At 72.3% G+C, this 13,505-nt stretch carries 13 protein-coding genes; 9 read left to right on the forward strand and 4 right to left on the reverse strand.

The window, feature by feature from the left end:
• Positions 1-120 precede the first annotated feature (120 nt).
• Together FV227_RS17370 and FV227_RS17375 are read right to left on the reverse strand one after the other, a co-directional pair.
• A complete protein-coding gene (locus FV227_RS17370; RefSeq protein ID WP_147859556.1) occupies positions 121-1,398 on the reverse strand; it encodes an MATE family efflux transporter in 1,278 nt (425 codons plus the stop codon).
• An 83-nt stretch (positions 1,399-1,481) separates the two neighbouring features.
• Positions 1,482-1,826, reverse strand: coding sequence for a DUF6460 domain-containing protein (locus FV227_RS17375; RefSeq protein WP_147729785.1), 345 nt, complete (start codon positions 1,824-1,826; stop codon positions 1,482-1,484).
• A gap of 226 nt (positions 1,827-2,052) precedes the next feature.
• Here FV227_RS17375 and FV227_RS17380 point away from each other — a divergent pair, with 226 nt between their 5' ends.
• The 5 genes from FV227_RS17380 to FV227_RS17400 all read left to right on the forward strand — a co-directional run bounded on the left by FV227_RS17380 (position 2,053) and on the right by FV227_RS17400 (position 7,073).
• The gene (locus tag FV227_RS17380) at positions 2,053-3,009 is read left to right on the forward strand and encodes an alpha/beta hydrolase (RefSeq protein WP_147859546.1); all 957 of its coding nucleotides are present in this window, start codon (positions 2,053-2,055) and stop codon (positions 3,007-3,009) included.
• Positions 3,006-5,657 (forward strand): ligase-associated DNA damage response DEXH box helicase, encoded by a 2,652-nt coding sequence (locus FV227_RS17385; protein ID WP_147859557.1) that lies wholly within the window; start codon positions 3,006-3,008, stop codon positions 5,655-5,657. The genes FV227_RS17380 and FV227_RS17385 overlap by 4 nt, the downstream gene beginning before the upstream one ends.
• A 32-nt stretch (positions 5,658-5,689) precedes the next feature.
• Complete coding sequence (pdeM, locus tag FV227_RS17390; RefSeq protein ID WP_147859558.1) at positions 5,690-6,403, forward strand: ligase-associated DNA damage response endonuclease PdeM; 714 nt, start codon at positions 5,690-5,692, stop codon at positions 6,401-6,403.
• Positions 6,404-6,477: 74 nt separating this feature from the next.
• On the forward strand, positions 6,478-6,726 hold the full coding sequence (locus FV227_RS17395) for a DUF4926 domain-containing protein (RefSeq protein ID WP_147728298.1): 249 nt from the start codon (positions 6,478-6,480) through the stop codon (positions 6,724-6,726).
• Positions 6,723-7,073 (forward strand): DUF6883 domain-containing protein, encoded by a 351-nt coding sequence (locus FV227_RS17400; protein ID WP_147728299.1) that lies wholly within the window; start codon positions 6,723-6,725, stop codon positions 7,071-7,073. Before FV227_RS17395 ends, FV227_RS17400 begins: the two co-directional genes overlap by 4 nt.
• 35 nt (positions 7,074-7,108) lie before the next feature.
• On the opposite strand, the gene FV227_RS17405 is transcribed toward FV227_RS17400, so the two are convergent.
• A complete protein-coding gene (locus tag FV227_RS17405) occupies positions 7,109-7,783 on the reverse strand; it encodes an aldolase (protein WP_147728300.1) in 675 nt (224 codons plus the stop codon).
• Positions 7,784-7,793: 10 nt separating this feature from the next.
• Positions 7,794-8,801, reverse strand: coding sequence for a LacI family DNA-binding transcriptional regulator (locus FV227_RS17410; protein WP_147728301.1), 1,008 nt, complete (start codon positions 8,799-8,801; stop codon positions 7,794-7,796).
• 168 nt (positions 8,802-8,969) lie between these two features.
• Here FV227_RS17410 and FV227_RS17415 point away from each other — a divergent pair, with 168 nt between their 5' ends.
• Genes FV227_RS17415 through otnK form a run of 4 tightly spaced genes read left to right on the forward strand, consistent with a single transcriptional unit; the run spans position 8,970 to position 13,323 of the window.
• Positions 8,970-10,286 carry an MFS transporter gene (locus FV227_RS17415; protein WP_147728302.1) on the forward strand — a complete coding sequence of 439 codons (1,317 nt, stop codon included), beginning with the start codon at positions 8,970-8,972 and terminating at the stop codon, positions 10,284-10,286.
• A 41-nt stretch (positions 10,287-10,327) separates the two neighbouring features.
• Complete coding sequence (ltnD, locus tag FV227_RS17420; RefSeq protein WP_147728303.1) at positions 10,328-11,245, forward strand: L-threonate dehydrogenase; 918 nt, start codon at positions 10,328-10,330, stop codon at positions 11,243-11,245.
• A 12-nt stretch (positions 11,246-11,257) separates the two neighbouring features.
• Positions 11,258-12,052, forward strand: coding sequence for a 2-oxo-tetronate isomerase (gene otnI, locus FV227_RS17425; protein ID WP_147728304.1), 795 nt, complete (start codon positions 11,258-11,260; stop codon positions 12,050-12,052).
• A gap of 2 nt (positions 12,053-12,054) precedes the next feature.
• The gene (otnK, locus tag FV227_RS17430) at positions 12,055-13,323 is read left to right on the forward strand and encodes a 3-oxo-tetronate kinase (RefSeq protein WP_147859559.1); all 1,269 of its coding nucleotides are present in this window, start codon (positions 12,055-12,057) and stop codon (positions 13,321-13,323) included.
• Positions 13,324-13,505: the final 182 nt, after the last annotated feature.

Genomic DNA, 13,505 nt, shown 5'->3' on the forward strand with positions numbered 1-13,505 from the left:
TCGTCCGGCAGCGGCGCGCGGAGGCGCCGGCCCGGCGCAGCGTGCAGCGCCGGGTCGAGGCGGTGCCGCCGGCCGGGTCCGCGCCGACCACCTGGAAGGACCCGCGCTGAGGCGGGCCGCTCAGGCGCGGCCCGGGAGGAACGTCCGCCGGGCGAGCCCCGGATAGGCCAGCGCCTGCCCGATGCCGCGCGCCCCGAGGAAGGCGAGGAAGGCCAGCCACAGGCCGGCATTGCCGAGATTCAGGCCCTGCACGAGCACGAGGGCGGCGCAATAGGCGGCGAGCGCGGCCAGCATCAGGTTGCGCATCGCCCGCGTCCAGGTCGCGCCGATGTAGATGCCGTCGTAGGCGAAGGGCAGCGCCGCGACGAAGGGAGCGGCGGCTGCCAGCGGCAGGTAGCGCCGCGCGACCGCGCGCACCGGCTCGCTCGTGGTGACGAAGTCGATGAAGGCGTGGCCGCCAACGAGCGCCAGCAGGCTGACGCCGAGGCTGAAGCCGAGGCACCAGCCGAGCGACAGCGCCGACGCCTTGCGGAACCCGCCGGCGTCGCGCCCGCCGACCGCCTGCCCGCACAGGGCCTCGGCGGCGGTGGCGAAGCCGTCGAGGAAGAACCCGCCGATCAGAAACAGATTCCACAGCACCGCGTTGGCCGCGAGCACCGCGTCGCCCTGGCGTGCGCCGAGCGCGGAGAACAGGACGATGCCCGACACGAGCGCCAGCGTCCGCACGATCACGTCGCCGTTGACCGCGAGCGTGCGCCGCAGCGCGACGGGATCGCGGACCTCGGACCACGGCACCCGCCAGGGCTTCGAGCCGAGGCGCACCAGGATCGCGAGGCCGAGGGCGAGGCCGGCCGCCTCCGCGATCACGGTGGCGAGGGCGGCGCCGGACAGGCCGAGATCGAGGCCGAGGACCAGAGCGAGCGTCAGGCCGATGTTCACCAGGTTGATCGCCACCTGCAGCAGCAGGCCGAGATCGGTGCGGCCGCGCCCGAGCACCGAGCCGAGCACGGCGTAGTTCGCCAGCGCGAACGGCGCCGAGAGGATGCGGATGTGGATGTAGGTCGCGAGCCCCGCGATCACCGCGGGGCTCGCGCCGGTGATCCGGAAGGCGGCGGCCGCGATCGGTCCTTGCAGGACGACCAGGGCGAGGCCGGCGACCAGGCCCGCCGCGAGGGCGCGCGCCAAGGTCCGGTCGACCTCGGCGCCGTCTCGGGCGCCGACCGCCTGCGCGGTGAGGCCGGCGGTCGCCATGCGCAGCGCGCCGAACGACCAGAACAGCGCGTCGAAGATCACGGCGCCGAGGGCGATCGCCCCGAGGAGCGCGGCGTCGCCGAGCCGCCCGATCACCGTGGCGCCGACGAAGCCGAGCATCGGCGTGGTGACGTTGGCGATCGTCATCGGCAGGGCGAGCGCGAGCACGCGCCGTCCGGTGATGGGCTCGATTGGGATCACGCGGCCTCCGGGTCGCGGTGGAGACTAGCCTACCGCGAGACCGCGAACAGCCGCGAGATGAGCCACAGCGGCACCACCACCACCGCGCCGGCCAGGATCCAGCCGCCGAAATCGTGGAAGGTGGCGAGGCCGAGATCGATCAGCGCGCGGGCCGCGTCGTAGATCTGCCAGAACAGCCGCGCCGGGGTCAGCCCGAGCATCGCCATGAAGGCGCCGACCAAGACCGAGAGGAACAGCAGCCGCAGGAACACGCCGGCCGGCGAGCCGCCGAGGAAGCGGCGCAGGGCCGAAGCGCGATAGCCCGACGGCGGTCCCTGGTAGGGGTCTCCCGAATAGTTCTGGCCTGGGCGGCGCGGGTCGTGCTCGACGATCATCGACATTCCTTTGCGGGATGAAGGTCTTCCAACCGTCCGAAGCCGGCGGAACCGTGACGGATGCACCACACCGGGCGCGAAACCGGATCGTGGTTCGGGCGTTAGGCGGTTTCGCCGGCCGAACCGAGATGGCAATGCGGCGCTCGCGCGCCAAGATGGGTTCGGAATTCGCGGATGCCGTGACGCCTCGCCCCGCGCAGCCCCAAGAGACGAGACGAAACGCCCCATGATCGACCACGCCCTGTTCGACCCGGCGACGATCGATCCGGACACCAAGCGCCTCAACGCCGAGATCGTCGCGGCGCACGCGGCGCAGGCCGACCCGTGGTCGCTGCCCATCGCCGAGGTGCGCGCGCGGCGCCGCGCCGGCACGCCCGCCTCGCCCGCGATGCCGCGCAGCGCCCGCGCCGAGACCATGACGATCGACGGCCCCGGCGGCCCGCTGAACCTGCGGGTGATCCGCCCCCGGGCCGGCGTGAAGCTGCGCGGCGCCTACCTGCACATCCACCGCGGCGGCTGGGTCTGGGGCTCGGCCGACGAGCAGGACCCGTGGCTCGAGCGGATCGCCGACACCTGCGGCTTCGTCTGCCTCTCGGTCGAGTACCGCCTCGCCCCCGAGCATCCCTACCCGGCGGCGCTCCTCGATTGCGAGGCGGCGGCGCTCTGGCTCGCCGGCCCGGGCAAGGCCGAGTTCGGCATCTCGGCGCTGACCATCGGCGGCGAATCGGTCGGGGCGCACCTCGCGGTGATGGTGCTTCTGCGCCTGCGCGACAAGCACCGGCTTCCGCGCGCCTTCCGCGGCGCGAACCTGAACGCCGGCTTCTTCGACCTCGGGCTGACCCCGTCGGTGCGCAACTGGGGCGACGAGCGCCTCGTGTGCAACACCACCGACCTCACCGCCTTCGCCGACGGCTACGTCCGCAACGGCATCGACCGGCGCCGGCCGGACGTGTCGCCGATCTACGCCGACCTCAAGGGCCTGCCGCCGGCCCTGTTCACCGTCGGGACCTGCGACCCGCTGCTCGACGACACGCTCTACATGTCCGCCCGCTGGGCGGCGGCGGGCAACGGCGGCCACACGGCGGTCTATCCCGGCGGCTGCCACGTCTTCATCCGCTATCCCGGCGCGATGACGGAGCGGGCGCTGGAGCTGATCGACCGCTTCCTGATGGCGCTCGCCTGAGCCGGCGCGCGGCGGCCGACCCGAGCGCCCTGCCGCCGGCCTTCGCCGCCTGGTTCGCCGCGCGCGGCTGGGCCCCGCGGCCGCATCAGCTCGACCTGCTGCGCATCGCGGGCGCCGGCCGCTCGGCGCTGCTCGTCGCCCCGACCGGCGCCGGCAAGACGCTCGCCGGCTTCCTGCCGAGCCTGGTCGCGCTGTCGCAGAGCCGGGCGAAGCCCTCCGGGCGCCGGCTCCACACCCTCTACATCTCGCCGCTGAAGGCGCTCGCCGTCGACATCGCCCGCAACCTCGACGCGCCGGTGGAGGGCATCGGCCTGTCGCTGCGGATCGAGACCCGCACCGGCGATACCCCGTCGCACAAGCGCACCCGCCAGATCGAGCGGCCGCCGGACATCCTGCTGACCACGCCCGAGCAGCTCGCCCTGCTCATCGCCCACCGCGAGGCGACCGAGTTCTTCTCCGGGCTGCGCTGCGTCGTCCTCGACGAGCTCCACGCCCTCGTCACCTCGAAGCGCGGCGACCTGCTGTCCCTGGCGCTCGCCCGCCTGCACCGCCTCAGCCCCGGCCTCACCGCGATCGGGCTGTCGGCGACGGTGCGCGAGCCGGACGAGCTGCGGAAGTACCTCGTGCCGCAGAACGCCGCCTTCCCTCTCCCCCCTGCGGGGGAGGGTGGCCAGGGAAGCAAGTCGGGAGAGGGGAGCGCCGCTTCCGGAAATGTCGCTCCCCTCTCCCGACCCTCGCTCACGCGAGGCCCACCCTCCCCCGCAGGGGGGGGAGGGGAAGGTCCACGCATGGCCGACCTCGTCGTCGTCGCCGGCGGCGCGGCGCCCGACCTGCACCTGCTCGACACCGGCAAGACCCTGCCGCTCGCCGGGCACACCGCGTGGCATTCCATGCCGGCGATCTACGACCTGATCCGGGCGCACCGCACGGTGCTGGTCTTCGTCAACACCCGGCTCCAGGCGGAGTACACCTTCCAGGAGCTGTGGCGGCTCAACGACGACGTGCTCCCGATCGCGCTCCATCACGGCTCCCTCGACGCCACCCAGCGCCGCCGGGTCGAGGCGGCGATGGCGGCGGGCTCGCTCCGGGCGATCGTCTGCACCGCGACGCTGGACCTCGGCATCGATTGGGGCGACGTCGACCTCGTGGTCAACGTCGGCGCGCCGAAGGGGGCGAGCCGGATCATGCAGCGGATCGGGCGCGCCAACCACCGCATGGACGAGCCGTCGAAGGCCTACCTCGTCCCCGGCAACCGCTTCGAGATCCTGGAATGCCAAGCGGCGCTCGACGCGGTCGAGGAGGCGGCGCAGGACACGCCCGACGCCCGCCTCGGCGCGCCGGACGTGCTCGCCCAGCACGTGCTCGGCATGGCCTGCGCCGACGCGTTCGACCCGGTGGCGCTCTACGACGAGGTGATCTCGGCCGCCCCCTACGCCACCCTGTCCTGGGAGGATTTCGAGGCGGTCGTCGACTACGTCGCTACCGGCGGCTACGCGCTGCGCGCCTACGAGCGCTTCGCCAAGATCCTGCGCGGGCCGGACGGGCTGTGGCGGGTGCGCGACGCGCGCGTCGCCCAGCAGTATCGGATGAACATCGGCACCATCGTCGAGGCGGCCAAGGTGAAGGTCCGCCTCGCGCGAGCGATGCGGGGCAAGCCCAACACCGTGCTGCCGAAGACCGGCCGGGTGCTCGGCGAGATCGAGGAGGACTTCGCCGACACGCTGACGCCGGGCGACACCTTCCTGTTCGCGGGCGAGGTGCTGCGCTTCGAGGGCCTGGCCGAGGACGAGGCGATGGCCACGCGCGCCGGGCCCGGGACCGACCCGGCGATCCCGTCCTATGCCGGCTCGAAGTTCCCGCTCTCGACCTACCTCGCCGCCCGCGTCCGCGCGATCATCGCCGACCCGTTCGAGTGGGACCGGCTGCCGCGCCAGGTCGCCGACTACCTGCTCCTCCAGCGCAGCCGCTCGCTGCTGCCGGGCGAGCGCGACCTCCTGGTCGAGACCTTCCCGCGGGCCGGGCGCCACTACCTCACGGCGTTCCCGTTCGAGGGCCGGCTCGCGCACCAGACGCTCGGCATGCTGCTGACCCGGCGGCTGGAGCGGGCCGGCCTGCGCCCGCTGGGCTTCGCCGCCAACGATTACGGCATCGCGATCTTCATGACCCGCGACCTGTCCGAGCGGATCGCCCGGGATCCCGCCTTCCTCGAAGACCTGTTCGCCCAGGACATGCTCGGCGACGACCTCGACGCCTGGCTCGACGAATCCTCGATGATGAAGCGCACCTTCCGCCAATGCGCGGTCATCGCCGGGCTGATCGAGCGCCGCCATCCCGGCATGAAGAAGACCGGCCGGCAGGTCACGATCTCCACCGACCTGATCTACGACGTGCTGCGCAAGCACCAGCCCGACCACCTGCTGATGCGCGCCGCGCGCCAGGATGCGGCAACCGGACTCCTCGACGTGAGGCGGCTCGGCATGATGTTGGAGCGCATCCAGGGGCGAATCACCCACAAGGCCCTCGACCGGGTCTCGCCGCTCTCGGTCTCCGTGATGCTGGAGATCGGGCGCGAACGGGTCTACGGCGAGGGCGCCGACGAGATCCTGGCCGAGGCCGAGGCCCAGCTTCTCGAGGAGGCGCTGGGGTGACGCCGCCCTCCCCCACCGACGAGGACACCATCTTGGCGCTCGGCCTGAGACTCGAGAAGACTCAAAAATCCCCCGGCCTGCAGCTGTCCGGCGAGACCCTCACCCTCGACCGGTGCGGCGGCCTGTGGCTCGCCGATCACCGCACGCTGATCGTCTCCGACCTCCACCTCGAGAAGGGCTCGGCCTACGCCGCCCGCACCGGCCAGTTCCTGCCGCCCTACGACACCCGCGAGACGCTGGCCTGCCTGCACGAGGCGGTGGCGCGCTTCGACCCGGCCTGCATCGTGGCGCTCGGCGACAGCTTCCACGATTCCCGCGGCCCCGAGCGGATGGAGCCCGGCGACCGGGCGATGGTCGCCGCCCTGCAGCAGGGCCGCGACTGGGTCTGGATCGCCGGCAACCACGACGCGGCCGTGAGCGAGGGCGTCGGCGGTCGCTACGCCGAGGTGATGACGCTCGGCGGCCTCACCCTCCGCCACGAGCCGACCCCGGGCGCGGCGCCGGGCGAGATCGCCGGCCACCTCCACCCGTGCGGCAAGGTCGCGATGCGCGGACGCGCGGTGCGCCGCCGCTGCTTCGTCACCGACGGCACCCGCCTGGTGATGCCGGCCTTCGGCGCCTATGCCGGTGGCCTCAACGTCCGCGACGCGGCGTTCGAGCCGCTGTTCTCGGCGGGGTTCACGGCGCATCTCCTCGGCGACGGCCGGGTGTTCTCGATCGGGCGGTCGATGCTGGCGAAGGATTGAGGTTTTCGCCCGCGTGCCAGCGGGCAGCACCGTCGGGCGTGGACGAACGGTGCGCCCCACCATATGCTTCCGTCATGTCCGTCGAGGTCGTTTATCTGCTGCGCAAGGACGAGCCCGGCTTCCGGGACCTCGATACCGTGGTGCTGCTCGAGCCGGCCCGCTCGCATGACGGCGAGACGATCCCGGCGGGGCGTGCAGGAACCGTCGTCGGCGTCTGGACCGACAGCCCGGATTGCATCGTCGAGTTCTCGGAGCCGGACGGCGCGCTGGCCACCGTGCCGGCAACGATCCTGACGCATGCGACGCCGACCGCTCTTCGATGAGCGGATCGTCGCTCCCGCAGAACCTTGCTATTCCGGGCGACAAGATCGCCAGATACCTTCTCAATCCCGATCATCCGCAAGGCGGATCGAAGGCCCGCTTCTTCCTCGGCTTCGGATTCAGCCGCGAGCGGACGACCGAATTCGCGGATGCGCTGTTTCTGCAGGCCCTGCGCGCATCCGTTCGCATGGTCACGCCGACATCGCCGGATCGGCGGGTGATCGCCTGCATCGGTCCGATCGCGACGCCGTCGGGACGCGAACCCTGGATCCGCACCGTGTGGCTGGTCGAGCGCGACGAGGTCGGACGCCTCGTCACGGCCCATCCCGATCGGGCTCGCAGCGCCTGAAGGTATGGTCGCGTCAGGACCGGCGCCGCGCCGCGTCAGGAGCATCCGTGTCCCTCCCCCTCGTGCTCCGGCAACGTCAGCCCGAAATGCTGGACGAGGTCGGCGACCTGGGCGGGGCTGAGATGGCGCGGGTTGAGGTTGCGCAGGAGCAGGTAGAGCTTGGCCGTCTCCTCGAGCTCCTCGGTGGCAAAGACCGCGGCCTCCAGGCTCGCGCCGGCGACGACCGGGCCGTGGTTGGCGAGCAGCACCGAACTGTACTTCCCCGCCAGGCCCCGGATCGCGTCGGCGACGCCCGGGTCGCCGGGGCGGTAGTACGGGACCAGCGCCGTGCCGCCGGTGCGCATCAGGTAGTACGGCGTCAGCGGCGGCAGCACCGCCTTCGGGTCGATCTCGGGCAGCATCGACACCGCGACCGCGTGCGTCGAGTGCAGGTGGACGATGGCGCGCGCCTCGGCGCGGCTCTCGTAGAGCGCGGTGTGGAGCGGGATCTCCTTCGTCGGCGTGTCGCCGGAGACCACCCGTCCCGTCGCGTCTAGACGCGAGATCCGGGCCGGGTCGAGGAAGCCGAGCGAGGCGTTGGTCGGGGTCACCAGCCAGCCCCCGTCATCGAGCCGAAGGGAGATGTTGCCCGAGGAGCCCGGCGTCAGCCCGCGCTCGAATAGCGAGCGCCCGTAGCGGCAGATGCTTTCGCGCAGGGTGGATTCGCTCATTGGGCCTGACTCATGCGGTCGCGCCTTCCATCAGTTCGAAGCCGAGGTCGATCGTCTCGGCCGGGCCGCCGGCCGCCAGGCGCTCGGCGGCGACCGCGCCGATCCGCAGTCGCGGCGTGCGGATGGTCGAGAGCGGCTGCGGCATCGCCGCGGTGATGTCGAGGCCGTTGTAGCCGAACAAAGCGAGGCGGTGCGGGATCGACCAGCCGCGCGCCAGGCAGCAGAAGTAGCCGCCGAGCGCCATGTCGTCGTTGGAGAAGTAGACGGCGTCGAGGTCCGGCGTGCGGTCGAGCAGCCGGTCCAGCGCCGCCCGCCCGGCCGCCGCGGAGGACGGCTCGGCGACGATCTCGCGGTCGATCAGCCCGTGCCCGGCGCCGTTCAGGGCCGCCTCGAAGCCGGCGAGCCGCTTGCCCGCCCGGAGGTCGCGCAGAATGTCGTGGCCGACATAGCCGATGCGGCGGTAGCCCCGCCCGAGCAGGTGCGCGGCGCTCGCCTCGCCGACCGCCCGGTTGGAGAAGCCGACGACGAGGTCGAGGCCCGGCCCGTCGGTGTCGATCATCTCGACCACGCGGATCCCGGCGGCGCGCAGGAGCGCGACGGTGCCGGGATTGTGCTCCACCCCGGTGACGACGAGGCCGGCCGGGCGCCACGACAGCAGCGCGCCGACCAGCGCCTCCTCGCGGTCGGGATCGTAGTCGGAGACGCCGATCACGCTCTGGAAGCCGGTGCGGTCGAGCGCCCCCGTCAGCCCGCGCAGCAGGTCGGGGAAGACGATGTTGGCGAGCGACGGGATCACGATGCCAACGAGCTGCGAGCCGGCCGACGTCGCGTTGCCCGCGAGCGACCCGGCCAGCCGGTTCGGCACGTAGCCGAGCTCGACCACGGCCGCGGCCACCCGGTCTGCGGTGCGCTTCGAGAACGAGCCCTGGTTGCGCAGCACCCGCGAGACCGTGCTCTCGCCGAATCCCGATTCCCGGGCGACGTCCGCCAGCGTCACGAGGCGCCGATGCAGGTTCATGGAGACCCTTCGCGTGGCGATGCGCTCAGCGACATATCGAGCATCGCTGTCACCCGCAAGCTGATTGGCAGCGCTGCCAAACTGAGATAGGCAGGTTTCAAGCGCCGGGAAACGGTGCGGAACCAAGCAGAACGCCGGCACGCCAAGACGTCGGCGACGGAGGACGCCATGAGTTCACCAGCCGCCGTGCTGCCGGGCAGCGCCGTGCCGTCGAAGGACTTCGTCGAGCAGACCTATACCAAGGTGTTCTGGCGCCTCGTGCCGTTCCTGATGCTCTGCTACGTCGTCGCCTACCTCGACCGGGTCAACGTCGGCTTCGCCAAGCTGCAGATGTCCCAGGACCTCGGCTTCAGCGAGACGGTCTACGGCTTCGGCGCGGGCGTGTTCTTCGTCGGCTACTTCCTGTTCGAGGTGCCCTCGAACGTGATCCTCCACCGGGTCGGCGCGCGGATCTGGATCGCCCGGATCATGGTCACCTGGGGGATCATCTCGGGTGCGTTCCTGTTCGTGAACTCCGCCACGACCTTCTACGTCATGCGCTTCCTGCTCGGGCTGGCCGAGGCGGGCTTCTACCCGGGCGTGATCCTCTACACGACGGCCTGGTTCCCGGCGCATCGCCGGGCCAAGGTCATCGCCGTGTTCATGGCCGCGATCCCCGTCTCGGGCATCTTCGGCAACCCGCTCTCGGGCTGGATCATGGATGCCTTCAACGGCGCCCACGGGCTCGCCGGCTGGCAGTGGATGTTCGTGATCGAGGCGGTGCCGGCGGTGCTGGTCGGCATCGCGGTGTTCTTCTACCTCGACAACCGGGCCTCGGAGGCCAAGTGGCTGACCGACCCCGAGAAAGCGGTGATCGAGCGCGACATCGCCGCCGACAACGTCGGCAAGGAGACGAGCCCGCACTCGATCGCGACCGTGTTCCGCAACGGCCGCGTCTGGTTCATGAGCTTCATCTACTTCTGCTTCGTCACGGGCCAGTACGGCCTGACCTTCTGGATGCCGACGCTGGTGAAAGCCACCGGCGTGCAGGGCAACCTCAACATCGGCCTGATCAGCGCGATCCCGTTCCTGTTCGCGGTGTTCGTGATGATCCTGCTCGGGCGCAGCGCCGACCGGATGCGCGAGCGCCGCTGGCACCTGATCGTGCCCGCGCTCTGCGGCGCGGTCGGCTTCGTCGTCGCCGCCACCGCCGGCAGCACGGTGATCGCGATCATGGCGCTCTCGATCGCCGCGGGCGGGGTGCTCACCTGCGCGCCGCTGTTCTGGTCGATGCCGACCGCGTTCCTGTCGGGGGCGGGCGCCGCCGCCGGCGTCGCGCTGATTAACTCGGTGGGCAACCTCGCGGGCTTCGCCAGCCCCTACGTGATCGGCGCCCTGAAGGACTACAGCGGCAACACCGCCACCGGCATGTACGCGCTCGCCGCCATGCTGGTGCTCGGCTCGGTCGCGACCTTCGTGACGCCCAAGCGCCTCGTGAACCGCTGAAACCGGCGCACCTTCCGCAGATCCCCGACCGGACATCCCCGATGACAGCACCCTCCTCCGCCCGGCACGCCGCGGTGATCGGCCTCGGCTCGATGGGCTTCGGCATGGCGGCCTCGCTGCTGCGGGCCGGCTTCACGGTCGCGGCCTGCGACGTGAACCCCGAGGCGGTCGCCCGCTTCTCGGCGGCCGGCGGGCGCGGCACGGCGAGCCCGGCCGAAGCGGCGGAGGGCGCGAGCGTCGTGATCTGCGTCGTCGTCAACGCCGCCCAGACCGAGGCCGTGCTGTTCGGCGAGGCCGGCGCCGCGGCGGCGATGCCGGAGGGCGCGGTGTTCGTCTCCTCGGCGACCATGGACCCGGCCGTCGCCCGGCGGCTGGCGGCGCGGCTCGAGGCCACCGGCCGGCACTACCTTGACGCGCCGATGAGCGGGGGCGCGGCGCGCGCCGCCGACGGGGCTCTGACCTTCCTGGCCTCCGGCTCGGCCGCCGCCTTCGACGCGGCGCGCCCGGCGCTCGGTGCGATGGCCGGCACGCTCTACGAGCTCGGCGACGAAGCCGGCCAGGGCGCGGCCTTCAAGATGATCAACCAGCTGCTCGCGGGCGTGCACATCGCTGCCGCGTCGGAAGCCATGAGCTTCGCCGCCAAGCAGGGCCTCGACCTCGCCCGCGTCTACGAGGTGATCACGAAGTCGGCCGGCAATTCCTGGATGTTCGAGAACCGGATGCCGCACGTCCTCGACGGCGATTACAGCCCCAGAAGCGCGGTCGACATCTTCGTCAAGGACCTCGGCATCGTGCAGGACATGGCGCGCGCCGAGAAGTACCCGGTGCCGGTGGCGGCCGCCGCCCTGCAGATGTTCCTGATGGCGTCGGGCTCGGGGATGGGCCGCGACGACGATGCCTCCGTCGCGCGGCTCTACGCCCAGGTCTCGGGCGCGACCCTGCCGGCCGCGAAGCGCTGAGGAGGTCCATCCATGCCGCGCTTTGCCGCCAACCTCACCCTGATGTTCACCGAGCTCCCCTTCCTCGACCGCTTCGCAGCAGCCGCGGACCAGGGCTTCGGCGCCGTCGAGTTCCTGTTCCCCTACGCGCATCCGGCCGACGCCATCGCCGACCGCCTGGCGCGCCACGGCCTGACCCAGGCGCTGTTCAACCTGCCGCCGGGCGACTTCGAGGCCGGCGAGCGCGGGCTCGCGGCCCTGCCCGAGCGCTTCGACGAGCTGAAGCAGGGCGTCGCGACCGCTCTGCGCTACGCCGAGGCCACCGGCGTCGGGCGCCTCCACCTGATGGCGGGGCTGGCCGACCCGAACGATCCGGCCGCGCGCGACGCCTACCGCCGCGCCGTCGCCTGGACCGCCGACGCTCTCGGCGCGGCGGGGCTCGACCTCGTGCTGGAGCCGATCAACGGCCGCAACATGCCGGGCTACTTCCTGAACGATTTCGGGGCGGCGGCGGCGCTGATCCGCGACCTCGCGCGGCCGAACCTGAAGCTGCAGTTCGACCTCTACCACTGCCAGATCCTGCACGGCGACGTGACGATGCGGCTGCGCGCGCTGATGCCGATCGTCGGCCACGTGCAGACCGCCTCGGTGCCGGGGCGACACGAGCCCGGCACCGGCGAGATCGACGACGCCTTCCTCTTCGCGGAGCTCGACTGGCTCGGCTACGACGGGTTCGTCGGCTGCGAGTACAACCCGGCCGCCGGCACCGTCGCGGGCCTCGGCTGGTTCTCGCCCTATCGCGAAGGCCGGCGGGGGGATGCACGATGAGCCTGCCGCTCGCCCTCGGCTGCGTCGCCGACGACTATACCGGCGCCTCGGACCTCGCCAACACCCTGACCAGGGCCGGCCTGCGCACGGTGCAGACCATCGGCGTGCCGGCCGACGACCTCGCCCTGCCGGAGGTCGACGCGGTGGTGGTGGCGCTGAAGAGCCGGTCGATCGACCCGCGCGAGGCGGTGGCGCGCTCCCGCGAGGCCGACGCCTGGCTGCGCCGGCGCGGTGCCGGCCACGTGCTGTTCAAGGTCTGCTCGACCTTCGATTCGACCGAGGCCGGCAACATCGGCCCGGTGCTCGACGCGCTGCGGGCGGATGCGGCCGAGCCGATCGCGCTCGTCACCCCCGCCTTTCCCGAGACCGGGCGCAGCGTCTACCAGGGTCACCTCTTCGTCGGCGCGACGCTGCTCGCCGAGAGCCCGCTGAAGGACCACCCCCTCAACCCGATGCGCGATTCAAGCCTCGTGCGGGTGCTGGCCCGCCAGAGCGCCGGCACGGTCGGGCTGATCGACATCGCCACCGTGACGCGCGGTCCGGACGCGGTCGCCGCGCGCCTCGACGCCCTGGCGAAGGAGGGCCACGGCGCGGCCATCGCCGACGCGATCTTCGATGCCGACCTCGAGATCCTCGGCCGCGCCGCCTTGCGGCACCGCGTCTCCTGCGGCGCCTCGGGCCTCGGCCTCGGGCTCGCCCGCGCGCTGGTCGCGGACGGGCACGGCGCATCCGGCGCCGGTGCGGTGGCGGGCGAAGCGGTCGGCGGCCACGCCGCGTGCCTCGCGGGCAGCTGCTCGCAGGCGACGCTGGCGCAGATCGAGGCCGCGGCCGATCACATGCCAGTGCTGCGCCTCGACACCGAGCGGCTGCTGTCCGGCTCCGGCGAGGTCGAGGCGGCCATCGCCTGGGCCGCCAACCGCCTTGCCGCCGGCCCGGTCCTCGTCGCCAGCAGCGCCGCGCCCGACGCGGTGCGCACGCTCCAGGCCAGGCACGGCGGCGCCGCGGTCGGCCAGGCGATCGAGGCGGCGCTGGCGCGGCTCGCCGCGGACCTCGTCGCCTGCGGCGTCCGCCGGCTCGTGGTCGCCGGCGGCGAGACCTCCGGCGCGGTGGTCGACCATCTCGGGCTGAAGGCCTTCCTGCTCGGCCCCGAGATCGCCGCCGGCGTCCCCGTCCTGCGCACGGCCGGCGGCGATCCGATGCTGCTTGCGCTAAAATCCGGCAACTTCGGCGGCCGCGACTTCTTCCTGCGCGCGCTCGCCCTGATGCAGTGAGCGATACGGGTGCTTCTCGCTTCCCTGACCGCCTTCGAAAGTCTCGTCGCGCCTTCCCTCCCCCCCGACGGATCTCGGGCTTGCCCGAGATCCGCACCTTGTGTGCCCAAGTCGTGTGCACAAGTGGGCAGGCCCGACTTGGGTGCGGGGGGGGAGCCGGTAGGGCAACGCAGATCGATCGC

It is taken from the genome of Methylobacterium sp. WL119 (assembly GCF_008039875.1).
Taxonomy (GTDB): domain Bacteria; phylum Pseudomonadota; class Alphaproteobacteria; order Rhizobiales; family Beijerinckiaceae; genus Methylobacterium.